Annotated in this window: 26 protein-coding genes; 10 read left to right on the plus strand and 16 right to left on the minus strand. The window is 70.5% G+C overall.

The annotated features are described in order from the left end of the window. Positions 1-41 precede the first annotated feature (41 nt). Both ACXJJ3_RS10275 and ACXJJ3_RS10280 read left to right on the plus strand, forming a co-directional pair. Complete coding sequence (locus ACXJJ3_RS10275; RefSeq protein ID WP_458169738.1) at positions 42-620, plus strand: PadR family transcriptional regulator; 579 nt, start codon at positions 42-44, stop codon at positions 618-620. Continuing rightward, positions 617-1,267, plus strand: coding sequence for a 4'-phosphopantetheinyl transferase family protein (locus ACXJJ3_RS10280; protein WP_458169739.1), 651 nt, complete (start codon positions 617-619; stop codon positions 1,265-1,267). Before ACXJJ3_RS10275 ends, ACXJJ3_RS10280 begins: the two co-directional genes overlap by 4 nt. On the opposite strand, the gene ACXJJ3_RS10285 is transcribed toward ACXJJ3_RS10280, so the two are convergent. From ACXJJ3_RS10285 to ACXJJ3_RS10330, 10 genes are all read right to left on the minus strand, one after another. After that, entirely contained in the window at positions 1,239-2,483 is a 1,245-nt protein-coding gene (locus ACXJJ3_RS10285; RefSeq protein WP_458169740.1) for a glutamate-5-semialdehyde dehydrogenase, read from the minus strand. The genes ACXJJ3_RS10280 and ACXJJ3_RS10285 overlap by 29 nt on opposite strands. Positions 2,484-2,511: 28 nt before the next feature. Next, on the minus strand, positions 2,512-3,624 hold the full coding sequence (proB, locus tag ACXJJ3_RS10290) for a glutamate 5-kinase (RefSeq protein ID WP_458169741.1): 1,113 nt from the start codon (positions 3,622-3,624) through the stop codon (positions 2,512-2,514). Positions 3,625-3,628: 4 nt separating this feature from the next. Further along, positions 3,629-5,212 carry a GTPase ObgE gene (obgE, locus tag ACXJJ3_RS10295; protein ID WP_458169742.1) on the minus strand — a complete coding sequence of 528 codons (1,584 nt, stop codon included), beginning with the start codon at positions 5,210-5,212 and terminating at the stop codon, positions 3,629-3,631. A 146-nt stretch (positions 5,213-5,358) separates the two neighbouring features. After that, entirely contained in the window at positions 5,359-5,619 is a 261-nt protein-coding gene (gene rpmA, locus ACXJJ3_RS10300; protein WP_130381076.1) for a 50S ribosomal protein L27, read from the minus strand. Between the two features lie 12 nt (positions 5,620-5,631). Beyond that, the gene (rplU, locus tag ACXJJ3_RS10305) at positions 5,632-5,949 is read right to left on the minus strand and encodes a 50S ribosomal protein L21 (RefSeq protein ID WP_458171878.1); all 318 of its coding nucleotides are present in this window, start codon (positions 5,947-5,949) and stop codon (positions 5,632-5,634) included. Between the two features lie 159 nt (positions 5,950-6,108). Next, entirely contained in the window at positions 6,109-9,540 is a 3,432-nt protein-coding gene (locus tag ACXJJ3_RS10310) for an Rne/Rng family ribonuclease (protein ID WP_458169743.1), read from the minus strand. 146 nt (positions 9,541-9,686) lie between these two features. After that, positions 9,687-10,514 (minus strand): TIGR03936 family radical SAM-associated protein, encoded by an 828-nt coding sequence (locus ACXJJ3_RS10315; protein ID WP_458169744.1) that lies wholly within the window; start codon positions 10,512-10,514, stop codon positions 9,687-9,689. A 33-nt stretch (positions 10,515-10,547) separates the two neighbouring features. Next, a complete protein-coding gene (locus ACXJJ3_RS10320; RefSeq protein ID WP_458169745.1) occupies positions 10,548-11,414 on the minus strand; it encodes a hypothetical protein in 867 nt (288 codons plus the stop codon). Between the two features lie 69 nt (positions 11,415-11,483). Continuing rightward, positions 11,484-11,984: an anthrone oxygenase family protein gene (locus ACXJJ3_RS10325; protein WP_458169746.1), complete on the minus strand. Its 501-nt coding sequence runs from the start codon at positions 11,982-11,984 to the stop codon at positions 11,484-11,486. A 101-nt stretch (positions 11,985-12,085) separates the two neighbouring features. After that, positions 12,086-14,326 (minus strand): M64 family metallopeptidase, encoded by a 2,241-nt coding sequence (locus ACXJJ3_RS10330; RefSeq protein ID WP_458169747.1) that lies wholly within the window; start codon positions 14,324-14,326, stop codon positions 12,086-12,088. 148 nt (positions 14,327-14,474) lie between these two features. Here ACXJJ3_RS10330 and ACXJJ3_RS10335 point away from each other — a divergent pair, with 148 nt between their 5' ends. The 4 genes from ACXJJ3_RS10335 (at position 14,475) to ACXJJ3_RS10350 (ending at position 17,772) form a co-directional block, all read left to right on the plus strand. Further along, positions 14,475-15,272, plus strand: coding sequence for a lysophospholipid acyltransferase family protein (locus ACXJJ3_RS10335; protein ID WP_458169748.1), 798 nt, complete (start codon positions 14,475-14,477; stop codon positions 15,270-15,272). Positions 15,273-15,311: 39 nt separating this feature from the next. Next, positions 15,312-16,190, plus strand: coding sequence for a prephenate dehydratase (locus tag ACXJJ3_RS10340; RefSeq protein ID WP_458169749.1), 879 nt, complete (start codon positions 15,312-15,314; stop codon positions 16,188-16,190). Positions 16,191-16,193: 3 nt separating this feature from the next. Next, positions 16,194-16,751 carry an AAA family ATPase gene (locus ACXJJ3_RS10345; protein ID WP_458169750.1) on the plus strand — a complete coding sequence of 186 codons (558 nt, stop codon included), beginning with the start codon at positions 16,194-16,196 and terminating at the stop codon, positions 16,749-16,751. Between the two features lie 97 nt (positions 16,752-16,848). Beyond that, positions 16,849-17,772 carry a GNAT family N-acetyltransferase gene (locus ACXJJ3_RS10350; protein WP_458169751.1) on the plus strand — a complete coding sequence of 308 codons (924 nt, stop codon included), beginning with the start codon at positions 16,849-16,851 and terminating at the stop codon, positions 17,770-17,772. Positions 17,773-17,774: 2 nt separating this feature from the next. On the opposite strand, the gene ACXJJ3_RS10355 is transcribed toward ACXJJ3_RS10350, so the two are convergent. The 3 genes from ACXJJ3_RS10355 to ACXJJ3_RS10365 are packed head-to-tail and all read right to left on the minus strand — an operon-like array spanning position 17,775 to position 19,254. Continuing rightward, positions 17,775-18,077, minus strand: coding sequence for a hypothetical protein (locus ACXJJ3_RS10355; RefSeq protein ID WP_458169752.1), 303 nt, complete (start codon positions 18,075-18,077; stop codon positions 17,775-17,777). Further along, the gene (locus tag ACXJJ3_RS10360) at positions 18,074-18,685 is read right to left on the minus strand and encodes a DedA family protein (protein ID WP_458169753.1); all 612 of its coding nucleotides are present in this window, start codon (positions 18,683-18,685) and stop codon (positions 18,074-18,076) included. The genes ACXJJ3_RS10355 and ACXJJ3_RS10360 overlap by 4 nt, the downstream gene beginning before the upstream one ends. Continuing rightward, positions 18,682-19,254 (minus strand): phosphatase PAP2 family protein, encoded by a 573-nt coding sequence (locus tag ACXJJ3_RS10365; protein WP_458169754.1) that lies wholly within the window; start codon positions 19,252-19,254, stop codon positions 18,682-18,684. Before ACXJJ3_RS10365 ends, ACXJJ3_RS10360 begins: the two co-directional genes overlap by 4 nt. Before the next feature lie 79 nt (positions 19,255-19,333). Between ACXJJ3_RS10365 and ACXJJ3_RS10370 the strand changes: the two genes are divergently transcribed. From ACXJJ3_RS10370 to ACXJJ3_RS10385, 4 genes are all read left to right on the plus strand, one after another. Continuing rightward, positions 19,334-19,684 carry a BlaI/MecI/CopY family transcriptional regulator gene (locus ACXJJ3_RS10370; RefSeq protein ID WP_458169755.1) on the plus strand — a complete coding sequence of 117 codons (351 nt, stop codon included), beginning with the start codon at positions 19,334-19,336 and terminating at the stop codon, positions 19,682-19,684. Further along, positions 19,681-20,604, plus strand: coding sequence for a M56 family metallopeptidase (locus ACXJJ3_RS10375; protein WP_458169756.1), 924 nt, complete (start codon positions 19,681-19,683; stop codon positions 20,602-20,604). The genes ACXJJ3_RS10370 and ACXJJ3_RS10375 overlap by 4 nt, the downstream gene beginning before the upstream one ends. 108 nt (positions 20,605-20,712) lie before the next feature. Further along, positions 20,713-21,651 (plus strand): tyrosine-protein phosphatase, encoded by a 939-nt coding sequence (locus tag ACXJJ3_RS10380; protein WP_458169757.1) that lies wholly within the window; start codon positions 20,713-20,715, stop codon positions 21,649-21,651. Positions 21,652-21,696: 45 nt separating this feature from the next. Continuing rightward, complete coding sequence (locus tag ACXJJ3_RS10385) at positions 21,697-22,065, plus strand: hypothetical protein (protein WP_458169758.1); 369 nt, start codon at positions 21,697-21,699, stop codon at positions 22,063-22,065. On the opposite strand, the gene ACXJJ3_RS10390 is transcribed toward ACXJJ3_RS10385, so the two are convergent. Genes ACXJJ3_RS10390 through ACXJJ3_RS10400 form a run of 3 tightly spaced genes read right to left on the minus strand, consistent with a single transcriptional unit; the run spans position 22,062 to position 24,899 of the window. Next, the gene (locus ACXJJ3_RS10390) at positions 22,062-23,993 is read right to left on the minus strand and encodes a TIGR03960 family B12-binding radical SAM protein (RefSeq protein WP_458169759.1); all 1,932 of its coding nucleotides are present in this window, start codon (positions 23,991-23,993) and stop codon (positions 22,062-22,064) included. The genes ACXJJ3_RS10385 and ACXJJ3_RS10390 overlap by 4 nt on opposite strands. A gap of 37 nt (positions 23,994-24,030) precedes the next feature. Beyond that, positions 24,031-24,402 carry a hypothetical protein gene (locus ACXJJ3_RS10395; RefSeq protein WP_458169760.1) on the minus strand — a complete coding sequence of 124 codons (372 nt, stop codon included), beginning with the start codon at positions 24,400-24,402 and terminating at the stop codon, positions 24,031-24,033. After that, positions 24,399-24,899: a hypothetical protein gene (locus ACXJJ3_RS10400; RefSeq protein ID WP_458169761.1), complete on the minus strand. Its 501-nt coding sequence runs from the start codon at positions 24,897-24,899 to the stop codon at positions 24,399-24,401. The genes ACXJJ3_RS10395 and ACXJJ3_RS10400 overlap by 4 nt, the downstream gene beginning before the upstream one ends. Between the last annotated feature and the right edge of the window lie 40 nt (positions 24,900-24,939).

A 24,939-nucleotide genomic window follows, 5' to 3' on the forward strand; every position in this document is an offset into this window, starting at 1 on the left:
AGTTGCATTGCAACTAGTTTCTTAACCCTTAGAGTGGGAGCGTGACTTTTCGACGCTCGACGCTGGCGATGGCGATCCTCGGGTTGCTGGAGAACGGCCCGCTGCATCCGTACGGGATCCAGCGGCTGATCAAACAGTGGGGCAAGGACCAGGTGGTGAACGTCGGCCAGCGGACCAGCCTCTACCGGATGATCGTGCGACTGGAGGAGGCCGGCCTGATCGCGGCCGGCGCCACCGAACGCGACGAGCGCTATCCGGAGCGGACCGTGTACCACCTCACGGACGCGGGCCGGGAGGTGTGCCGCGAGTGGCTGGCCGAGATCCTCACGACGCCGCGCAACGAGTTCCCGGAGTTCCCGGCCGGGTTGTCGTTCGTGATGTTGATGCCGCCGGAGACCGCGGGTGAGTTGCTGGAGCGGCGCCGGGAGTTGCTGACCCAGCGGATCAGCGAACTGCGGCGGGAGTTGGCGTCGACGGTCGACGGTCAGCCGATTCCGCGGTTCGCGTTGCTGGAGACCGAGTACCAGGTCGCGGTCACGGTCGCCGAGGCCGAATGGATCGACGGGGTCCTCGACGAACTGCGGTCGGGCACGCTCACCTGGACGCCGGGGCCGGTATGACGGTCGACGTCTGGTGGGCGGGTGTCGATCAGGCCCGCTCCGAGTTCCTGGCGGACCTGGACGAGGTCGAGCTGGGCCGGTTCGCTGCATACCAGCGGACTGTCGACAAGGACCGGTTCCTGCTCGGCGTGACGATCGTACGGCGGGTGCTCGCCGACCGGTTCTCGTTGCCGGCGGCAAGTATCAGGCTCGACCGGAGCTGCCCGGACTGCGGGAAGCCGCACGGGAAGGTGCGGGCCGACGGGGTCGAGTTGTCGGTGACGCACTCCGGCGACCTGGTCGGTGTCGCGGTGGCCGATCGGCCGGTGGGGCTCGACGTGGAGCGGGTCGATGCCGGCGTCGACGTCGATGCGATTGCTCGGGTCGCGTTCGGCGCGGACGACGTGCGCGCGCTGGATCGCCGTACCGGAATCGACAAGGTGCGGGCGTTCACGGAGTACTGGACGCGGATGGAGGCCGCGGTGAAGGCGACCGGCGAAGGGCTGCGGGGCGAGCTGCGGAGGACACCGGACGAGGTCCAGGTCGTGCCGCTCGACGTCGGCGCGGACCATCGGGCGGCTCTCGCGGTGGTGTCCGCCGAGCCGCCCGTCGTCCGGCTGCGGGACGTGAGCGCGTTGCTCAGCCCCGGATCTGCCCCTCGCCGGTGATGACGTACTTCGTCGACGTCATCTCCGGCAGCCCCATCGGGCCGCGGGCGTGCAGCTTCTGGGTGGAGATCCCGATCTCGGCGCCGAACCCGAACTCGCCGCCGTCGGTGAACCGGGTGCTCGCGTTCACCACCACGGCCGCCGAGTCGACCGCCTGGGTGAACCGCCGCGCGGCCGCCTGCGACCGGGTGACGATCGCGTCGGTGTGCCCCGAGCTGTACCGGCGGATGTGCTGCACCGCGTCCTCGAGCGAGCCGACCACCGCGGCCGACAGGTCGAGCGAGTTGTACTCCGTGCCGTAGTCCTCCTCGGTCGCCGCCTGCACGTCCTTGCCAGCGGCAACTACCGTCGGGTCGCCGTGCACGGTCACGCCGGCAGCGGTCAGGGCGGGCAGCGCGCGGGCGAGGAACTCGTCGGCGACGGACGCGTGCACCAGCAGCGATTCGGCGGCGTTGCAGACGCTCGGGCGCTGGGTCTTCGAGTTCAGCAGGATCTCCAGCCCGAGGTCGAGATCCGCGTCCGCGTCGATGTAGACGTGACAGTTGCCGACACCGGTCTCGATCACCGGCACCGACGACTCGCTCACCACGGTCTGGATCAGCCCGGCGCCGCCGCGCGGGATCAGTACGTCGACCAGCCCGCGCGCCTGCATCAGCTCCTTCACCGCGGCCCGGTCCGTCGGTACGCCCTGGACGACGTCGGCGGGCAGACCGGCCGACTCGGCGGCGTCCCGCAGTACCGCGATGATCGCGTCGTTGGACGCGGCCGCGGACGACGAACCACGCAGCAGGACCGCGTTGCCGGACTTCAGGCAGATGCCGGCCGCGTCGGCGGTCACGTTCGGGCGGGCCTCGTAGATGATCCCGACCACGCCGAACGGTACGCGGACCTGACGGAGCTCGAGCCCGTTCGGCAGCGTGTACCCGCGGACCACCTCGCCGACCGGGTCCGCCAGCCCGGCGAGCTGCTCCAGCCCGGCCGCCATCGCGTCGACACGCGCCGGGTTCAGCGCCAGCCGGTCCACGGTCGACTCCGGCGTACCGGCGTCCCGCGCGGCCGCCACGTCCTTCGCGTTCGCCGCGACGATCGCGTCGGCGTTCACCCGCAACGCGTCCGCCATCGCGCGCAGCGCCGCGTCCTTGGTCCCCCGCGACGCCTCCGCCAACGCATACGACGCAACCCGCGCCCGCCGCGCCAACTCGATGATCTCGCTCACTTCGCCATCCTAAGTCGTTTGAGTCGGGTCACAGCAGGACCAGGTCGTCGCGGTGGACGACTTCGCGTTCGTACGCCGCGCCCAGTTCGCGGGCGAGGTCGCGGGTCGAGCGGCCGAGGAGTTCGGGGAGTTCGGAGGCGTCGTAGTTGACCAGGCCGCGGGCGATGGTCACGCCCGACGGGGAGACCAGGTCGACCGGGTCGCCGGCGGCGAAGGTTCCCTCGACGGCGGAGATTCCGGCCGGGAGCAAGGACGCGCGGCGCTGGGTGAGGGCGCGGACGGCGCCTTCGTCCAGCCGCAGGATTCCCTGCCCGGACGTGGCGTGGGCGAGCCACAGCAGCCGGGTCTTGCGGCGTCGGCCGGTCGGGTGGAACAGCGTGCCGACTGCTTCGCCGCGGAGCGCCTCGCCGACCCGGGCCGCGGACGTCAGGACCACCGGAATCCCTGCCTCGGTGGCGATTCCGGCCGCCTCGACCTTGGTCTGCATGCCGCCGGTGCCGACCCCGGACGCGCCGGTCTTCCCGATCGCGAGCGGTTCGAGATCGGCGGCGCCGCGGATCTCGGTCACCATCGACGTACCGGGCTTGCGCGGGTCACCGTCGTACAGGCCGTCCACGTCGGACAGCAGCAACAGCAGGTCGGCGTGCACCAGGTGGCTGGTCAGCGCCGCCAGCCGGTCGTTGTCGCCGAAGCGGATCTCCGTCGTCGCGACGGTGTCGTTCTCGTTCACGATCGGTACGACGCCGAGCTCCAGCAACCGCGCGAACGTCCGGAACGCGTTGCGGTAATGCGATCGGCGCGTCACGTCGTCGACCGTCAGCAGCACCTGCCCGACGCGCAAACCGTGCGCCGCAAAGGCGTCGCTGTACCGCGCCATCAACAGACCCTGTCCTACCGACGCGGCCGCCTGCTGCGTCGCCAGGTCCTTCGGTCGCGTCCGCAACCCCATCGGCGCCAGCCCGGCGGCGATCGCGCCGGACGACACCAGCACGACCTCGGTGCCCTCGACCCGCCGCGCCGCGATCGCGTCGACGAGCAGCCGGAGTCGTTCCAGGTCGATCCTGCCACGCTGGGTCAGCGACGACGAGCCGACCTTGACGACGATTCGCGTGGCGTTCGACGCCTCCGCGCGATGCTTCATGAAATCAACCGTTCTGGTCGAGTTCCTCCGCCGCGGCCCGCTCGCGCGCCTCCTTGCGCGCCTGCTTCGCCGCGACCTCTGCCGCCCGCTTCGCCTCGGCCGGGGACAGGTCGACCTCGTCGACCGCCCAGCCGTGACCGTACTCCGCCCACTCCTCGGACCGCTCGCCCTCGCGGAACGCGTGGTACTCCGAGTCCTTCGCCCGCCGCCGCTGCTCCGCCGGACGGACCTCCTCGAGCCGGTGGTCCTCGCCCCGCCGGGCCAGGATCTCCGCGCCGGACTGGACGTCGGGCGCGAAGTCGAAGACGATCGCGTTCGGACCGTCGCCGATCACGACCGCGTCACCCGGCTGCGCACCGCGCTTCAGCAACTCCTCCTCGACGCCCAGCCGGTTCAGCCGGTCGGCGAGGTAGCCGGTCGCCTCCGCGTTCGCGAAGTCGGTCTGCTTCACCCAGCGCTCGGGCTTCTGGCCCTGCACCAGCCAGCCGCCCTCGTCCGGCAGCTGCTTCACCTTGAACTCGGGCCCGCCCTGCACCTGCGGCCGGATCACGATCCGCGTGTTGTCGGGCTTCTCCGCCTCCGCACGACGCCGTACGACGATGTCGGCCATCGCGAACTTGAGCGCCTCGAGACCCTCGTGCGACGCGGTCGAGATCGGGAACACCCGGTACCCGCGCTCGGCCAGCTCGGCCTGCACCATCTCGGCAATCTCGCGGGCGTCCGGTACGTCGATCTTGTTCAGGGCGACGAGTCGCGGCCGATCCTCGAGACCGCCGTGCGCCTGCAGCTCCGCCTCGATCGTGTCCAGGTCGCTGAGCGGGTCGCGGCCCGGCTCGTACGTCGCGCAGTCGATGACGTGCACCAGCGCCGCGCAGCGCTCCACATGCCGCAGGAAGTCATGCCCGAGACCACGGCCCTCGCTCGCACCCTCGATCAGCCCCGGTACGTCGGCGACCGTGAACGTCGTGTCACCGGCGACGACGACACCCAGGTTCGGGATCAGCGTGGTGAACGGGTAGTCCGCGATCTTCGGACGGGCGCGGCTGATCGCGGCGATCAGCGACGACTTGCCCGCGCTCGGGAACCCGACCAGGCCGACGTCCGCGACGACCTTCAGCTCCAGGACGAGCGTCCGCTCCTCGCCGTCCTCACCGAGCAGCGCGAACCCCGGCGCCCGGCGCGTGCTGCTCGCCAGCGCCGCGTTGCCGAGACCGCCCTTGCCGCCCTGGGCCGCGATGAACTCCGCGCCCGGGCCGACCAGGTCCGCGAGGACTTCGCCGTTCGCGGCGCTGATCACCGTGCCGTCCGGGACGCTGAGCACGACGTCGCCGCCGTTGCTGCCGGCCTGGTGGTCACCCTTGCCCTGGGCACCGTTCGTCGCGGTGCGGTGGCTGGACCGATGATAGTCGACGAGCGTGGTGACGTCCGGGTCGACGCGCAGGATCACGCTGCCGCCGTCACCGCCGTTCCCGCCGTCAGGCCCGCCGAGCGGCTTGAACTTCTCCCGGTGCACCGAGGCGCAGCCGTTCCCACCGCGCCCCGCGGCAACCTGCACCGTGACCCGATCGACGAAACTGGGAATGGCCATCGCTTGTACTCAACTTCCTGTCGGTGCCTCGTCCCGCCTGAGCGGAGCGAGGTAGTTCCACACTTTCCCTCAAGACAGCAAAAGGGCGGGTGCGCGGTATTCCGCGACCCGCCCTTTGACAGAGCTTCGTGAACCGGGTGGCGGTGTTACTCCGCCGGCGCCGGGACGATGTTGACGACGCGGCGACCGCGCCGGGTGCCGAACTCCACGTGGCCCTCGGCCAGCGCGAACAGCGTGTCGTCGCCGCCACGGCCGACCAGGTTGCCCGGGTGGAAGTGGGTGCCGCGCTGCCGGACGATGATCTCGCCGGCGTTCACCAGCTGACCGCCGTACCGCTTCACGCCGAGCCGCTGCGCGTTGGAGTCACGACCGTTGCGGGTCGAGGCCGCGCCCTTTTTGTGTGCCATGTCTAGATCAGCTCACTTCTTCTTCGCGTCGATCGCGGTGACCTTGACCTGGGTGTAGTGCTGACGGTGCCCCTGGCGCTTGCGGTAACCGGTCTTGTTCTTGTACTTGAGGATGTTGATCTTCGGGCCCTTGGTACGGCCGAGGACCTCGGCCGACACAGCCACGTTGGCCAGCGCCGCAGCGTCGGCCGTCACGGTGTCGCCATCGACGACGAGGACCGCCGGCAGCGCGACGGTGTCGCCCACCTTGTCGGTCAGGCTGTCGATCTCGATGACATCGCCGACGGCGACCTTCTGCTGGGTGCCGCCACTGCGCACGATCGCGTACACCGTGGATCTCACTCTCTGCTGGATCGGAAGTTCTTTACGTATGTGATGGGCTGCAGAGGCTCTAGTTCCTCGCACTCTTGCAAACCAAGCACAAATTTGGTGCGCCTAAGCGCACCGACCACTGAGTTTACATGAGTAGTCTTGTGAACTCATAATCGCTCAGCTGCCGGTGGTGACGAGCTCGGACGGCTCGCTGGACTCACCTTCGGTAGCTGCTTTGCTTCGGCTACGGCTGCTGCGCCGCCGCCGGGTGCTCTTGGACGAGCCGTTCTGCGCCGCCTCGGCCGGCTCAGCCGTCTCGGAGGCGTCTGCTCCCTCGGCCGGATTCGGGAACCCGGTGGCTTCCGGGCTCACGTGCTGGTCCGTTTCGGCGGAGACCGGGTAGCCGGTCGGCTCCGGCGTACCGTCCGTCTCGTCCTTCTTCACCGAGGCGGCGGCGATCTGGGCCAGCTTCTGGGCGGCGTCGCCGTTGTGCTGCGGCGCCTCCGGCTCGGCGGGCTGCTCGTCGTCGCCGCGGTTCTTCCCGCGACGGCGGCGCGAGCTCTTCCGGCCGCCCTCGTCCGCCGACGCGGACTTGCCGTGGTCGTGACCGTTCTGCTGCCCGTTCCCGCCCTGGGAGCCCTGACCACCCTGGCTGCCCTGGCTGTTCTGACCGTTTTGGCCGTTGCGGCGGCGGGATTCCTTCGGCTCGTCGTGCAGGATCAGCCCACGCCCACCGCAGTGGTCGCAGTTCTCGCTGAACGCCTCCAGCAGGCCGGTACCGATCCGCTTCCGGGTCATCTGGACCAGCCCCAGCGACGTCACCTCGGCGACCTGGTGCTTGGTCCGGTCCCGGCCCAGGCACTCGACCAGCCGGCGCAGCACCAGATCCCGGTTCGACTCCAGCACCATGTCGATGAAGTCGATCACGATGATGCCGCCGATGTCGCGGAGCCGGAGCTGCCGGACGATCTCCTCGGCCGCCTCCAGGTTGTTCTTGGTGACGGTCTCCTCGAGGTTGCCGCCGGAGCCGGTGAACTTGCCGGTGTTCACGTCGACGACCGTCATCGCCTCGGTCCGGTCGATGATCAGCGAACCGCCCGACGGCAGCCAGACCTTGCGGTCCAGCGCCTTCTTGATCTGCTCGTCGATCCGGTAGTTCGCGAAGACGTCACCGTCCCCGCCCCACTTCTCGACCCGGTCGGCCAGGTGCGGCGCGACGCCCTCGACGTACTCCCGGACCTGGTCGTACGCGCGGTCACCGGAGATCACCAGTTTCGCGAAGTCCTCGGTGAACAGATCCCGGACGACCCGGATCAGCAGGTCGGGCTCGCCGTACAGCAGGTGTGGCGCCTGGCCGTTCTTCGACTTTTTGTCGATGTCCTCCCAGGCGGCCTGCAGGCGGCTGACGTCCGCGGTCAGCTCCTCCTCCGAGGCGCCCTCCGCCGCGGTCCGGACGATCACGCCGGCCTCGTCCGGGACGATGTCCTTCAGGATCGTCTTCAGCCGGTTCCGCTCGGTGTCGGGGAGCTTGCGGCTGATCCCGCCGTTGCCGCCGCGCGGGACGTACACGACGTACCGGCCGGGCAGGCTGATCTGGTTCGTCAGGCGGGCGCCCTTGTGGCCGATCGGGTCCTTGGTCACCTGGACCAGCACCGCCTGCCCGGACTTCAGTACCTGCTCGATCTTCCGCGGACCGTTGGCGCCACCCAGGGTCGCCCAGTCGACCTCACCGGCGTACAGCACCGCGTTGCGGCCCTTGCCGATGTCGATGAACGCCGCCTCCATGCTGGGCAGCACGTTCTGCACGCGGCCGAGGTACACGTTGCCGATCAGCGAGGTCTGCTCCGCCGCCGCCACGTAGTGCTCGACCAGCACGTTGTCCTCGGAGACCGCGATCTGGGTCAGGTCCTCGCGGGACCGGATCACCATCGTCCGCTCCACCGACTCACGCCGGGCCAGGAACTCGGCCTCGGTCACGATCGGCGCGCGCCGGCGGCCGGCGGCACGACCCTCGCGGCGGCGCTGCTTCTTCGCCTCCAGACGGGTCGAGCCCTCGACCGCGGTGATCTCGTTCGCGGTGTTCTTGCTGCGGGGTTCACGGACCCGTACGACGGTCTCGTCCGGGTCGTCGGCGGACGCACCGGAGTCCTCGCCCTTGCGACGGCGACGGCGGCGACGCCGACGGGACGAACCGCCCCCGGCCTCCTCGTCGTCGGAATCCGCCGCGGCGTCGTTCTCGTCGTCGGTCTGAGAGTCGGAGTCGTCGTCGTGCTCGTCGTCGCTCTGCTCGTCGGCGGAGTCGTCCGGGCCGTCCGCGTCACCGGACTTACGCCGACGCCGCCCACCACGACGCCGACGCCGCCGACGAGTCCCCTCGCCGCCTTCGTCGCCGTCCTCACCGTGAGCGTCCGCGCCCTCGGCGTCGACCTGCCCCTCGGCCTGCGCGTCCACACCGACGGGTACGTCGGCGGCGGCATCGCCCGAGCGGGCGTCTGCGCCGCTTTCGGTGGTGGTGTCCGACGTGTCATCGGTGGTCTCGTCGGTCGAGGCGGTCGCGCGGGAGCGGTTGCCGCGGGTGCCGGAGCGGTTCGAGCGACGGCTGCTGCGGGTGCCGGTGGTCTCCTCGGCCTCGTCGGTCGCGCTCGCGGTCTGCGCCTGGGTGTCTTCGGTCGGCTCGGCGTCGCGGCCTCGGCGGCTGCGGCGACGGCGGGTGCCGGTCGGCTGCTCGTCGGCACCAGGCTCCGGGGAGGGCTGCGTCGCGGCGGCCTCAGCCGCAATGGTCCCGCCGGTCGTCCCGGTCCGGTCGGTCCCCTCGGTCGCCGTCTCCTCGTCCTCGTCGGACGGGGTCTGAGCGTTCTTCGGTACGTCGGTGGGCGCCTGGAACAGGACGGCCGCCGCCGGGGCCGGGCGACGCCGGCCGCGTCGGGTGGTGCTCGGAGCCTCGGTAGCCGAGCTGTCCGCAGGTGCGGACGAGTTGGCCTGAGCAGTCCCCGCGGACGCGCTGGACTGTGCGGTACCCGCGGATGCGGCCGCGCCACCGGTCGTCGCCTCGGCGGTTGCGGGTGAGGCATCGGGGCTCGACGGCTCGGTGGGCTTCGTCGTGCGGCGGCGGGAGGTGCGCTTGCGGGCGGGGGCCTCGGGGGCCTGCTCGGCGGGGGCAGCCTCGGTACCGGTGGTGTCGGTCGGTGCCGGGTCGTCGGCCGGGGGCTGGAAGGGGGCCGCGGCCTTCTTCGTGGTGCGCTTGCGGGTGGTCTTCTTCGCCGCCGGGGCCTCGGCGGGTGACTCGGCGACGTCCAGGAGGGCTTCCTGGGCGGCCGTGGCCTTCTTCGCGGGGCGCTTGGCGGCGGTCTTCTTGGCGGGCGCGGTCTTGGCGGCGGCCTTCTTGGCCGGGGCCTTCTTCGCGGTGGCCTTCTTGGCCGTCTTCTTCGCCGGGGTGGCGTCCGCGGCCGGTTCGGCGGCGGGCTCCGGGTCGGCGGTCTTCTTCACCGTGCGCTTGCGCGTGGTGGTGGTCTTCTTCGCGGCCGCCGTCTTCTTGGTGGTACGGCGGGCGGCGGGCTGGGCGGCGGCAGCCGTGCCGGCTGCGTCGGTGGTCGGCTCGTTGTCGAGCATGTAGTGCGGGTCTCCTCAAGCCTTGCGGCGCATCCCCGACCCCTGTCACGGGTCCCGGGCGCCGGCCGTAAGGCGGTCACGGTTCGCCACACCTGGCACCAGTGCCGCGGTGTAGCGGAAGCCTGCTGGATCCGCCCCGCCCGCGCTCAGGGCACAGAGGGAGCGGCGGCGTCGCCCTCCGCTGTGTGCGTCTGGCGGGGACCTACCTGGCCGGTCGCGGTCGCCTGGTTGGCGTCGCGGTCACGAGCGAGCGGGTCTTCCACCGTGCCGGTGTCCGTGGAGAGCGGGCCCTGGGCGAGCCTGGTCAAAAGCGCCGGGCCCGTCACCGTCAGCGTCGCCACCTCGTGCACACCGGCGAGAACGTCGTCGGGTCTCACGGCCGGGGTTCCGTGCCGTAACACCACTTGCAGTATCGCACACGTCGCAACCGGCCCCGGTTCACTCGCGACGGTGAGTCGGAAAACGGAGGCCCGACAGTCGAACGAGCGAAGCCCCCGTTTGGTCATGCGCTCGACCAGAATTTCCTCCCGCGCGAGGAACGCCTCGACGGCGGCCGTGGCCGGACCCGGATCCACCCCGGGCAACGCGATCCGCCACTCGCTGGCCTCCAGCCGCTCGGCGAGCGCCCCCGGCCCGGCGACGACCACCTCGAGTACGTCGAGACCGGGCGGCAGCGCCTCGTCGAGCGCGGCCCGGACCTGTTCGGCGTCCCGCTCGTGTGTGAGCGAGATCTCCAAGTACTCCGCTTCCGAGGCGGCGCCGGTCGGCGCGGCGCCCGCGTACGAGATCTTCGGGTGCGGGCTGAAGCCGTGCGAGAACGCCACCGGCAGCTCGGCGCGCCGGACGGCGCGCTCGAACGCCCGCTGGAAGTCGCGGTGTGAGGTGAATCGCAACCGCCCACGCTTGGCGAAGCGCACCCGCAGTTTCTGGACGGCGGGCAGTTGCTGGGAGGGCGGAGCTTGAACTGGTGGCACGTCCGCATTCTCGCAGGCCGTGCGGCGTGCCGGTTACTCCGAGGCGGTGTAGCGCTCCGCGGGCGCGTACGTCGGGGTCGCGCCGGGGTCGAGTTCGACGTACAGGTCGCCGCGGAGGTCGTCGAGGACCACGACCTTGCTGCCGTCCGCGGGGACCCGGTCGGGCGAGGTCCGCATCCGCGCCGGGATCTCGTGCGCCCCGGCGGGCGAGTCGTACGCGATCGTCACCTCGAGTTCGGGGCTCTGCCCGAACCAGAACACGATCCGGCCGAGCTTCACGGTTCCGCCGTACCGCCGGCCGTCGCGGCGCAGGCGTTCGATCGTTGCCTGGCGCTCCCGTGCTGCCACCAGCGCCGCGGGCAGCCGGCCGGCCACGAGGATCCACCAGAGGACGGCGACGATCGCCAGCGCGGCCGAGACGGCGTACGCCTCGGTGCCGATCCGGAAGTCCAGGGTTCGCCGCAGCGTCCCGGACGGGTCCACCGAGAAGCCGGTCGCGACCGACCACCCGGAGCCGACGGCGACGCCCGCGAGCAGTGCCGATCCGACGAGCAGCCCCGCCGCCCGGCTCTGGCCGAGTCGTTGCCGCGCCTCCTCACCGAAGGCGAGCGAGAAGTGCAGCAGGACGTACGCGACCACGACGGTCCCGAGGATCCGCCAGAGCAGCCGGACGCCGCTCGGGAGGTTGACCGCGCACGTCTCGGCCGGTGCCGACGACGCGTTGCACAGCCACGACGTACCCAGCAGGCTCGCGGCACCCCAGGCCGCGAAGCACAGGACGCCCAAGAGCATCAGCCGGGTCGTGACGTGGCCGGGCGACTCGCCGGGCGCCAGGCCGGTGATCCGCGCACCCTTGTCGGTGGTCGAGAACACCGGGCGGTCGTCCCACCAGTCCTTCATCGTTGCCCCCCAGGTCCGTTGCAGGGTCGAACCGTACTGGTCCGGGAGGCAGTTCGAACAGAGGTGGTCTCACGGCTGCGTCGCGGATTTTCCGGTCAGGAACAACGCCCACCCGAGGCAGCCGAACGACACCAGCGCGAGCACCGTGCGGACCAGGTTGTACGTCGTCCACTTCGCCTCGTCGAAGGCCGCCCGGACCGCGGCGACGTCGATCGTCGCCGGATCGCCGGCCGCCTTCATCGCGTCGTTCAGCGGCACGTTCACCGCGACCGTGACGATCATCGAGATCAGGTACAGCACGAACGCGACCGCGATCCACGGCAGCGCCTTCTCCTTCAGGCTGACCGCGCCGGCCAGCAGCGTGAACAACAGCGCGCCGACGAACCCGAGGCCGAGGAACAGCGGGTTCACGATCGCCCGGTCGACCGCGGTGAACGCGGCCACGAACGTCTTGTCGTCGGTCTTCCCCAGGCCGGGCATGAACGCGTTCGCGTAGATCCCGTACACGCCGGCCACCAGGCCCGTGGTCATCGTGGCCGCCATCAACGACGCCACCCGCAGTCCGTTCATCTCGCTCCTCCAGTACGGCGGGTTTCTCCCGCACCAGAAAAGTTAGAAGTCCCGGAGCGTCGGGAACATGTCGTCGAGGCTCAACTCCATGTCCGGGAAACTCAGAGTCGCGCGCACTGCCCGGAACGCGGGCCGGTCACCTGGTTCGGTGCCCCGAGGTTGGTCGGGGCCGGGGCGTTGCCGGAGCAGGTCAGCGGGCCGTCGATCGTGGTGCCCGCGAGCGCGGCCGGGTCCGTCGTACGGCTGCCGGTCACGCTCAGCGGGCCGCGGATCGTCGAGCCGACGACGACCACGCTCTTCGTGACCCCGTCGGCGGCTACCGGGCCGACGGCGGTGGATCGGAGCAGTTGCAGGTCGGCGGCGCGGTCGGCGCGGATCGGGCCGTTGACACGGGAGTCCGTGGAGACCAGCGAAGCGCCGGCCGCGACGTACACCGGTCCGTTGACGGTTGCGTCGGACAAGCAGGTGACGCCGGATCCGGCGTACAGGGCGCCGTTGCGTACACCGGTGACGGTCGACGTGCAGGCCGGCGCCGGGCGGAGCAGCGTGACCGCGAACCGGCGCGCGCCGCCGATGTTGCCGGTGGCATCGATCGCGCGGTACTCGACCTGGTGCCGCCCGTAGCCCGGCGGTACGTCGTCCCACGGCACCACCCGAGGTACCCCGAGCTTCCCGTACACGAGCTGGTCGATCTCGGTGCCCTCGGCGGTGAACCGGAACGGCTTGGACGCGTCGGTCGGCCAGCCGAAGTAGTTGTACCAACCGTCGCCGTCGACGCGGAACTCCGGGACGACGTATCCCGGGCTGTCGTCGCGGGCCGTGAGACCCATCGTGAAGGCGTCGTTGTATACGTATTCATCGCCGCCGGGCTTGCGCACCGTCAGCAGCGGCCGGGACATCGTCGGGGTGACCACCGGTTCGACGCCGTCGACGTCCCAGCTGAGCGTCTCGGTGCCGGTCTGCGCGGTCAGGGTGTGCCTGCCGGTGAGGCCGAGCGGTTTCAGGTCCAGGTCGCGGTCGTTGCCCGGATTGTCAACAATCCGACCGTCGACAGTCCATGTGATCGCGCCGACGGACTGCGCGGTCTCGGCGTACACAACCTCGTCAACGCTCACCGGGTGCTCGGTGGAGGTGGAGCCGGTGAAGGTCGGCGTGGCCGGACGGGCCGGAGCGGTCACCGAGGTGTCGATTGTCCACAATCGGATTGCCGACGGGCGGACGGCCGGATCGCGGACGAACGTCGTCGGGTCGACGATCGTCGCGGACAGGGTGTGCGGACCGGGCGTCAGGCCGACGGCCGAGAGGTCGAGCGAGCGCGCGTTCGCGGTCGGCAGCGCCGTACCGTCGACGGCCCAGGTCACGGTCAGCTCGTGGTCGAGCGGATGCAGGGTCTGCAGCCAGACGACCTGGTCCGGCGCGACCTTCCCGGCCGGGGTGCCGTCCTGGAACAGCGTCGCCTTCGCGGACAGCCGTTGCGTCATCCGCTCCCGCGACACCTGGTCGAAGTAGTACCCGAGCGCCTTCATCATCGAGTGCGCGCTCGGCCGCCAGACGCCGGACCCGGCGTACATCCCGCCCTCGTAACGGCCGATCGTGCCGCCGGACTCGGACGGCTCCCCCAGCCAGCGCCACCACTTCTGGTGCTGGTCCAGCATCTGCTGCTCGGTCAGCAACGTGTGGTGCACCGACGACGGCTCGCCGCCCTGGTACGCCGCGCCGCGCTCGCCGCGGGCGTAGTAGTCGTACTCGTCCTGCAGCCCGCCCAGCGAATGCCCGAGCTCGTGCGGCGTGATCAGCGCGGACAGCGCGTTGCCCCCGGACGCGGTCGCGTACGTCCCACCGGCCCCGCCGTACGTGTTGCTGTTGCCGATAGCAAGAATCTGCCGGTTGGCGGCGGTCGTCCCCGGGACCAGGTCGGCGTACTGCGTCGCGGCCGCCTGGTTGACGGTCAGCAGCCGCTGCACGCTGTTCGGGTTGCAGCCGCCCCAGAACCCCATCTGCAGCGGGGTGTCGCGCTTCGGATCGGTCAGCCCTGGATCGCAGTCCACCCCGGATTCGGGCGACGCGATCTCGACGGCGTACACGTTGACGTAGTTCCGGTACGACTTGAACGGCTCGATGCTCCAGAGGATGTTCAGGTGCTTGTCGAGCTGCTCGCGGAACTTCGGCAGCTCGGCCGCCGTGTAACCGTCCCCCATCACCACGAGGTTGAACCGCGACGCGGCCGGCCCGGTCACCTGGATCGGTACGACGGTCGCGGCCGGGGCGGCGGCCCGCGCCGGGAGGGCCACCAGGACCCCGGCGAGCAGCGTGAGTACGACGGTCAGGAGCTTGACGCGCATGGTTCCTCCCACACCTGGGCGACGGTGCCGTGAGCAGCTTACGAAGACCGGCGCCGGAGTGTGAGGAGTTCCCGCGTGGCGAGCTGGCCCCGAACCGGGCCGTCGTGCGGCATCATGTGATTTCGGGGAACGTGAGGAGAGGACTTCGATGACGGAACCGGCACAGTCGCCGCGGCGCGAGCCGGACCCTGCGGTCGTGGATGCCGGAGACGGCGACGGCAAGGGCATCTACTGGGTGCTGAAGAACGTGGTCGTCGGGCCGCCGGTGAAACGGATCTTCCGGCCGAAGATCGTCGGCGCCGAGAACGTGCCGGACACCGGCGCGGCGATCATCGCCAGCAACCACCTCTCGTACTCCGACTGGATCTTCATGCCGCTGGTACTGCGCCGGCGGGTGACGTTCGTGGCGAAGTCCGACTACTTCACCGGCGCCGGGATCAAGGGCCGGTTCCAGCGCGGGTTCTTCAAGGGCACCGGGCAGGTCCCGATCGACCGCTCCGGCGGGTCGGCGTCCGAGGGCGCGATGCGGGCCGGGATGAAGGTGCTGGAGCGCGGCGAGCTGTTCGGGATCTACCCCGAGGGCACCCGCTCGCACGACGGCCGGCTGTACAAGGGCCGCACCGGCGTCGCCCGGCTCGCGCTGGAGGCGAAGGTGCCGGTGATCCCGTGCGGCGTGATCGGCACCGACCTGGTCGCCCCGCCCGGGAAGGTGGTCGCGTCGTTCGCCTCGCCGACGGTGAAGTTCGGCGAGCCGCTGGACTTCTCCCGGTACGAGGGGATGGAGAGCGACCGGCTGATTCTGCGCGCGGTCACCGACGAGATCATGTACAAGATCATGGAGCTGTCCGGCCAGGAGTACATCGACATGTACGCCACCAAGGCCAAGGCGCTGGAGGGCCGCGCGGTCACCGGCGCGCCGGACAAGGTCCGTAAGACGGACACCTGATCCGGGTCGTGAGACGGGATAGGTCTACGCTGGGAGATCGTGGAAGGTCCGATCGCATACCAGGGTGAGCCAGGCGCCAACTCGGCGATGGCGTGCACCGACATGTTCCCCGAGCGCGAGCAGCTGCCCTGTACGACGTTCGAGGACGCGCTCGACGCGGTCACCAGCGGGCGCGCCGGGCTGGCGATGATCCCGGTCGACAACTCGATCGCCGGCCGGGTCGCGGACATCCACCACCTGCTGCCCGAGTCCGGGCTGCACATCGTCGGCGAGTACTTCCTGCCGATCCACTTCCAGCTGCTCGGCGTTCCCGGTACGTCGCTCGACCGGATCCGGACCGTCCGCAGCCACGTGCACGCGCTCGGCCAGTGCCGCAAGATCATCCGCGAGCACGGCTGGTCGACCGTCGTCGCCGACGACACGGCCGGGGCCGCGCGGGAGGTGTCCGAGCTGGGCGATCCGACCGTCGCGTCGCTGTCGCCGCGGGCCGCCGCCGGGCTGTACGGGCTCGACACGCTGGCGTCCGACGTCGAGGACGAGCACCACAACACGACCCGGTTCCTGGTCCTGTCCCGCGAACCCGAGGTACCGCCGGTGGGTTCCGGGCCGGTCATCACGTCGTTCGTGTACCGGGTGCGGAACGTGTCGGCGGCGCTGTACAAGGCGCTCGGCGGATTCGCCACAAACAGCGTGAACATGACCAAGCTGGAGTCGTACCAGCTCGGCGGGATGTTCTTCGCCACCCAGTTCTACGCCGACATCGAGGGCCACCCCGAGGAGCCGAACGTCGCGCTCGCACTGGAGGAGCTCGCGTTCTTCTCGGTCGAGGTCCGCATCCTCGGCGTCTACCCCGCCAACGAGTTCCGCGCCCAAATCGCCGAACCAGCCGCCAACCGCGCCCTCCGCCCGCACCACTAGCCCGTGCGGGTCCTGCTCATCGGCGGCACCTCGAACGTCGGCAAGTCCACCGCCGCTGAGGCTTTGGCGCAGCAGCTCGGCTTCACCTACGTCTCAACGGACCGCCTCGGCCGACACCCCGGCCGCCCGTGGGGCGACGTACCACCGCATGTCGTCGAGCACTACCGCACACTCACCACCCAGGCGCTGACCGACGCACTCCTCGCACACTACGAACGCATGTGGCCACGCATCGAGGAGCTGGTCACAGCCCAAGCAACCGACGGGCCTGGGCTCGTACTGGAGGGCTCAGGCGTGTGGCCGGAGTACGTGCGGCGGTTGAGCACGCCGTACACCTCGGCGGTCTGGCTGACCGCGTCGGAGCATGTGCTGACGTCTCGCATCCACCACGCGAGCGGCTACGACACGTTGCCCGTCGAGCGCCGGCAGCTGATCGACAAGTTCCTCGCCCGCTCCCTCGACTACCAGTCCCGCCTGCACGACCACCTCACCCACCTACCCCACATCCCCACCCCCGCCTCCCCCACCCAGATTCTCACCGCGGCACGTCCTATCTCCTGACCCAGCACGAAGTCGTGTGGTGGGCGCATAGGGTGGCGCGGTGGAGATTGTGAGTGTGGACGGTAGTGACCGTGAGGTTTTTCGGCGGTTTTACGAGGTGAAGTTCGGGGTGCGACGGGAGGAGTTGGAGTTTCCGGCGGGGTTGGGGGTTGAGGAGGCCCGCGTGGTGATGGCCGGGTCGCATGCTGATGTGCGGGCCGAGGGCATCGGGCTGGTGGACGGCGGGGTCTGGCTCGGGGTTGCGTGGCTGGACTGGTGGTTGGTGGGGAACACCGACACCGTGGACGTGGAGCTTGCGGTGGTGCCGGAGTACCGGCGGCGGGGTGTGGCGAGCCGGTTGCTGGAGGTTGCGGTCGGACGGGCGCGGGACGCGGGGCGGCGGATCGTCTCGGGGACGAACATGGCGGGCGACCCGGAGACCGGCGAGAGCCCGGGTACGGCGTTCTCGCGGGCGCGCGGGTTCGTGAGGAAGCACGCCGAGCTGCACCAGGTGGTCGAGCTGCCGGTGGAGAACCTGGTCGAGCAGCCGGTCGACGGGTACGAGATCGTGCAGTGGCGGGAGCACACCCCCGACGAGTGGATGCCGCAGTTCGTCGAGCTGCTCACCGGGATGAGCGAGGACGTCCCGACCGGCGACCGGACCGACGAGCCGGTGCGCTGGACGCCGGAGCTGGTCCGCGACGCCGAGGCCCGGCGGGTCGCGCAGGGGCGGTTCACGTACACCACGGCCGCCGTCCACACCGCCTCCGGCGAGCTCGCGGCGTACACCCAGATGGGCGGTACGCCGGAGACCCCGGAGCGGCTGAACCAGTACGACACGTACGTCCGCCGCCCGCATCGCGGCAACCGGCTCGGTATCGCGGTCAAGGTCCCGAACCTGCGCGCCCTCCAGGCAGGCGTCGCCCGCCCGGCCGTCGTGCACACCTGGAACGCCCCGGAAAACACCCCGATGATTGCCGTCAACAACAAGATCGGCTTCCGCCCGGTGGCCCAGCGCACCGCCTGGGAACGCGAGCTCTGACGCTACCCGCGGCGGGCGAGCCGCCAGGTGCCGGCGACGATCACGGCCAGCAGGAAGAGCGCGGTGAGCTCGTCGCGGAGTTCGCGGCGGACGCCGTGGTTCTCGCCGGCACAGTCGGCGAGGTGGTGCAGGACCTGGGTGCGGGTGGTGTGGGGTTGTTCGGCGGCGCAGACGACGACCTCGGTGGAGACGGCGTGGATCTGGCCGCGGTGCTCGATCGCGTCGGGGAAGGCCCAGGCGAGCAGTACGACGCACGCGAGCACCGTCAGCACCAGCCAGGCGGCGAGTTTGCGGGACATGGTCACGCGACCCGCTCCCGCCGGTGTTTGCGGATCCGCCAGACGACGATCACGACCACGACGATGCCGGCGACGACCAGCGCGGCGGCCCGGCCGAACGTCTTCTCGACCTTCGCGTACGAGTTGCCGGCCAGGTACCCGAGCAGCACCACCCCGGTCCCCCACACGATCCCGCCGGCCGCGTTGAACGTCAGGAACTTCAGGTACCGCATCCCCGACATCCCTGCCAGCGCGGGCATCGTGGCCCGGAAGAACGCCACGAACCGGCCGAGGAACACGGCGGTACCGCCCCGCTGCGCGAGCTGCTTGCGGGCCGCGTCGAGTCGCCCGGTGTGCCGCGACAGCGCCCGGATCCGGAGCAACCGCGGCCCGAAGTACCGGCCGACCTCGTACCCGACGGAGTCGCCGAGGATCGCCGCCAGGATCACCACGACCAGGACGATCGGCAGCGACGCGTGCCCGAGCGCCGCGGTCACGCCACCGAGGACGGCGGCCGTCTCACCGGGCAGCACGAAGCCGACGAACAGCGCGTCCTCGGCGAACACCAGCAGCCCGACCATCCCGTACACGGCGATCCCGTGCAGCCCGAGCAGCCAGTCGGTCAGTCCCTTCATGACAGCAGAACCACCCGCAGCCGTGTCTCCGCGACCGCGCGCACTCCCCAGCTCAACGCCCGCCGGACCAGCAACCAGGTGCCGACGGCAACAAGTGCGCCGAGCGCCAGCCCGGCGAGCACGTCGCCCGGGTAGTGCGCGGCGATGTAGACCCGGGCGAGCGCCATCAGCACCGCGGCCGCGGCGGCGACGATCCCGAGCCGCCGGTTCACGATCCACAGCCCGGCCGCGACCGCGCCGGCCATCGTCGCGTGGTCCGACGGGAAGGACGGGTCGGTACTGCGGTTCGCGAGCACCAGGATGCCCGGCAGCGTTGTGTACGGGCGGGCCTCGTGGACCGCGTGCACGATCGGTTGGTTGACTGCCACAGCCAACAGCGTCGCACCTCCCGCGCTGATCGCCGCAGCCACCCCCACCACCTGGCCGGAGCGACGCGCGATCCACCACCCGGCGACCAGCAAGACGCCGAACAGCACGACGCCGTAGTTCGCGTACAGCTGGGCCGGCGTGTGCAGCCACGGCGTGGCGCGTGCGAAGGCGTTGAACTGCTCGAACAGCCAGTGATTCACCCTGGATCCCCTCTTACTACAATTCAGGTAGTAGATTGATGCTACTACGTTGTTTGTAGTAGTCGTGAGGAGACCGCAGATGAGTCGTGGCCGGGGCGATCTGGAGCAACAGGTGTTCGCCGCGCTCGCGGCCGACGGCGGCGCGATGACCACGTCCGACGTCCGCGACGCGCTCGGCGGCGAGCTGGCGTACACGACCGTGATGACCGTGCTCGGCCGGATGGCCGCGAAGGGCCTAGCCACCCGCACCCGGGTCGGCCGGTCGTACGAGTACACCGCGGTCGTCGACTCCGCCGAGGTCGCCGCCCACCAGATCCACCGGCTACTGGACGCCCGCGGCGACCGCGCCGCCGTCCTGACCCGCTTCGCCCGCAGCCTGTCCGCGGAGGAGTCCCAACTCCTCGTCGACCTCCTGCAGGACGCCGAATGACGGCGGCGGCGGTCCTCGGGCTGATCGTGATCGTCGGCTACGCGATCGTCGCGCCGGCCGCAAGCAGGCGGCTGGCTCCGGCGGGAGCGGCGAAGCTGCTGATCATCGGGAACGTGCTGGCCGCGGCCAGTGGCGTGTTCATCCTCGCGGTGCTCGCGTTCACCTGGATCGGCCAGTTCCCGCTGGTCGCGCAGCAGGGCGCCTGGTCCCCCGCGCTGCTCCGCAGCGACAGTCCGGTGCCCGCCTGGCCGGCCGCGATCGCGGGCTTCCTGGTGATGCTCGCGCTGGTCTCGGTGCTGGTCACGGGGCTCCGGCAGATGCGCGCGCTGCTCGAGGTACATCGCGCGTGCCGCGGCCTCACCGCGGTCGGCGACCTCGTCGTCCTCGACGACGAACGCCCGGACGCCTTCAGTACGCCGCAGCCCGCGGGCCGGGTGATCGTCACCAGCGGCCTGCTCCGCGCGCTCGACCCGCGCCAGCGCGCCGTACTGCTGGCCCACGAGAAGTCACACCTGGTCCACCACCACGCCTGGTGGAACCTGGCCGCCGGTCTCGCCGCGGCCGTCAATCCGGTCCTGCGCCCCGCCGCCCGGGCCGCCGCAACCGCCGTCGAACGGTGGGCCGACGAGGACGCCGCCCGCGCCGTCGGCGATCGCCGGCTGGTCGCGACCACCCTGGTCCGGGTCGCCCAGCTGCAGACGCGATTCGCGCATCCCGCACCGCTGGTCGCCGCGACCGGCGGCGACCTGGAGACCCGGGTCCGCGCCCTGCTCGCTCCTCCCCCGCGCCGCCGGCCGCTCGTGATCGCCGCGACGATCGCAGTCTTCGCGGTCGGCGCGCTGCCGGCCGCCGCCGTCCAGCACACCGGCGAGGCGCTCTTCGAGCATGCCGAACGGCCGGCCCTCGTCCACCACACCTAAGCTTTCGGGTGTGTGGAGCCCGAATGCGCGTGACGTCGGCGGACTTCCGACCCGGTACGGCGTACCGACGCGCGCGGGGGCTCTGGTGCGGACCGACGCGTTCGAGGGGTGCCGGACGGACTCCGGGCGCTCGATCCCGGGCTGGTGCTCGATCTGCGGTCCGACTGGGAGCTGAAGCAACCACATCCGCTCGACGGCTCCCCGGCGTACCGGCGGATCCCGTGGATCGACCCGGACGCGGAGAAACTGCGGGACCCGGACGCCGAGCCGCGGCTGCTCGACGTCTACCGCAACAGCCTGACGCGGAACGCGGACCACATCCGCCAGGTGTTCGCGGCGATCGCGGACGCGCCCGCGGACCGGCCGGTCGTGGTGCACTGCAAGGCCGGCAAGGACCGGACCGGGCTCACGGTCGCCGTACTGCTCGAGCTGGCCGGCGTACCGCGGGACCGGATCGTGGCGGACTACGCGATCAGCGAGGCCAGTTGGCCTGACACGATCCTCGGATCGCTCGAGCATCTCGACTCGCTGGGCGGCGTCCGGGCGTACCTTTCCTGGCTGGGGCTGTCCGCGGTGCAGGTGCACCGGCTCGCGGCGCGGCTCGTACCGGTCGAGGTCGACGCGATCGTGTTCGACTTCGAGGAGTTCTGGCCCGGCCACGGCGGCAACGTCACCGAGCAGCGGTACGCCGTCCTCGCCGCGGCCGTCGGCGGCGGGTTCGACCGTTCCGCGAGCCACGCGCGACGGCTCGCCCACCGCGACCGGCTGCACGCGGAACTCGACTTCCGCCCAGGGATCCGCGAGTGGATCGGCACCGCCCGCCTGCAACGCCTCGGCGTACCGGCGGCCATCGCCGTCGAGGACACTCCACACGGCGTCGCGGCGGCGCAGGCGGCCGGGATGTACGCGGTCGCCGTACCGAATCCCTTCGTCCCAACCGCGTCCGTCGCGGCCGCCGACCTGGTTCTGAGCAGCGCTGACGACATGTTGCTCACCGAGCTGCTCCTTTCAGCCAGGCCGAAAGGCTCGACGCTCGTAACAGACTGACCTAATCTGCTGACCTTCCGTAGTTTTCCAACGAAAGGTGGACAGATGAGGAAGCTCGTAAGCGCGGTCGCCGCGACCGTCGCGGCAGCGGCCGGCCTGACGATCGCCGTACCGGCGCAGGCGTCGACGGCGTCCTGTGACCTGACGACGGCCAACTCGGTCGGATACTCGGCGCTGATGCTGTACGTCGCCGTCGGCCTCGAAGGCTGTTCGAACAGCGTCACCGAGGTTCGGGTGGAGCTGCAGAAGGGTGCCGGCGCGAGTGGTCCCTTCACCACGGTCGCGGAGACGTACGCGTACTCCGGTGGTGGCGCGTGGTTCGACGAGGGCACCGGGTGCGGGTACTACGTCGGCGTCGCACACTGGCAGGACCAGACCGAGACGACGCCGACCCCGGCGTACTACTGCAACTAGACGACAGACAGCGGCAGGAGCTTCTTGCCGGTCGGGCCGATCTGGATCTCGGTGCCCATCTGCGGGCAGACGCCGCAGTCGAAGCACGGGGTCCAGCGGCAGTCCTCGACCTCGATCGCGCCGTCCTCCTCGAGCGAGTCCTGCCAGTCCTCCCACAGCCAGTCGCGGTCCAGCCCGGAGTCCAGGTGATCCCAGGGCAGGACCTCGGCGTACTCGCGCTCGCGCGTCGTGTACCAGGCGAGGTCGACCGGCTCGTCGGCCAGCGCCTGCTCGGTGCAGGCGACCCAGCGGTCGTACGAGAAGTGCTCGCTCCAGCCGTCGAACCGGCCGCCGTCGCGCCAGACCGCCTCGATCACGCGGCCGACGCGGCGGTCGCCGCGGGACAGCAGGCCCTCGACGATGCCAGGCTTGCCGTCGTGGTACCGGAAACCGATCGCCTTCGCGTACTGCTTCTCGGAGCGGATCGCGGCGCCGAGCTTCGCCAGCCGCGCGTCGGTCTCCTCCGAGCCGAGCTGCGCGGCCCACTGGAACGGCGTGTGCGGCTTCGGCACGAATCCGCCGATCGACACCGTGCAACGGATGTCGCGCCGGCCGGACACCTCCCGCCCGGTCGCGATCACCTTCTTCGCCAGGTCCGCGATCGCCAGCACGTCCTCGTCGGTCTCGGTCGGCAGACCGCACATGAAGTACAGCTTCACCTGCCGCCAGCCGTGGCTGTACGCCGCCGCGACGGTCCGGATCAGGTCCTCCTCGGTGACCATCTTGTTGATCACCTTGCGCATCCGGTCCGACCCGCCCTCGGGCGCGAACGTCAGCCCGCTGCGCCGGCCGTTGCGGGAGAACTCGTTCGCCAGCGTGATGTTGAACGCGTCGACCCTTGTCGAAGGCAACGACAGCGACACGTTGCTGCCCTCGTACCGGTCCCCCAGACCCTTCGCGACGTCCGCGATCTCGCTGTGGTCCGCGCTCGACAGGCTGAGCAGTCCGACCTCTTCGAACCCGGACTGCTTGAGGCCGTTCTCGACCATGTTGCCGATCGTCGTGATGCTGCGCTCGCGCACCGGCCGGGTGATCATCCCGGCCTGGCAGAATCGGCAGCCGCGCGTGCAGCCGCGGAAGATCTCCACCGAGTACCGCTCGTGCACGGTCTCGGCCAGCGGCACCAGCGGCTTCTTCGGGTACGGCCACGCGTCGAGGTCCATGACCGTGTGCTTCGCGGTCCGGAACGGTACGCCGGGACGGTTCGGGGTGACGCGCTGGATCCGGCCGTCGTCCAGGTAGTCGACGGTGAAGAACCGCGGGATGTACACCCCACCGGACTTCGCCAGCCGCAGCAGCACCTCGTCACGACCACCCGGCCGCCCCTCGGCCTTCCATTCCTGGATCACCTCGGAGATCGCCAGCACGATCTCCTCGCCGTCGCCCATCACGGCCGCGTCGATGAAGTCCGCGATCGGCTCCGGGTTGAACGCCGCATGCCCGCCGGCCAGCACGATCGGGTCCTCGTCGGTCCGATCGGCGGCGTGCAGCGGGATCCCGGCCAGGTCCAGCGCGGTCAGCATGTTCGTGTACCCGAGCTCGGTCGAGAACGACAGCCCGAACACGTCGAACGCCCGCACCGGCCGATGCGAGTCGAGCGTGAACTGCGGGATCCCGTTGTCCCGCATCACCTTCTCCATGTCCGGCCACACGGAGTACGTCCGCTCGGCCAGGATGTGCTCCCGCTCGTTGAGCACCTCGTACAGGATCTGCACACCCTGGTTCGGCAGCGCGACCTCGTACGCGTCCGGATACATCAGCGCCCACCGCACGCTGACCGCATCCCACTCCTTGCTGACCGAATTCAGTTCACCACCGACGTACTGGATCGGCTTCTGCACACTCGGCAGCAACGCCTCCAGGCGCGGGAACAGCGATTCAACAGTCATAACAACTTCCAGTCAGCGGTCCAAAGCGCCTACCAGCCTAACGCCGCGGCTCCGGAACACCGGAATCGATCTGCCGGGTCACCAGCGACCGGTATTCGGTCAGGCACTCGTCGAGCGCGGCCTCGAACTGGTCGTCGGTCGTGATCCGGGCGTCGTACAGGTCCAACTCGTGACGCAAGCGGATCGTCAGCCCCTCCGGGACGTCCAACAGGCCGACCAGCCGGCGCAACGCCTTCTTGATCCCGAGCGACAGCGAGGCGGCGACGATCGCGACGTACCCGGGCGGAAGAAACGGCAGCACGTCCAGGCCGGCGTCGAGGAGGAACGCCAGCGGCCCCGAGAGCAGCAGCACCGCGAGATCGCCCGGTGACGAGACCTTGTCGAGCAGCTTTCCCAGATCGTCGATCACTGGGATTCCATCCAGCCAAGCAACTCCTCCAGCAGCTTCTCGCGTTCACCCTGGGGCGCGTCGGCGAGCAGGCGCGCGAACAGCACCAGGTGACCGTGCAGCCGGCGCCGCTCCGGGCGGAGCAAAGCGTCCAGCGCGGCCTGGCCCTCCGCCGGCGGCGCACTCAGGAACAGCGCGAGATCGACCGGGAGGCGGTCGTCGGCAGCACCAGACGGTTCCGCCATCGCCGAGAGGAGGTCGTCGAACACCGTCTCGAGCGACTTACGTGCGAGCTCTCCGGCGGGCGGCCGGTTCTTCGCCCGCCGACGCGCGAGCGTCAGCAGGACTGTCGCGACCACCAGGAACAACACCAGCACCGTGCCGACAGCAGCCAGGAACGCCACAGCGGCGTTGCCCGCCGGCCGCAGGGTGTCGGCGACGAAGAAGGCGAAAAGCCCCGCTACAACGGCGAGACCGAGCACGTTCCCACCACGCGTCGGTTCGTCCGGCCTGCTCACTCACACTCCCTCCGGTCGCCCCATTGTTCCCGACCGCAGC

The sequence above is a fragment of the Kribbella sp. WER1 genome, assembly GCF_054189145.1.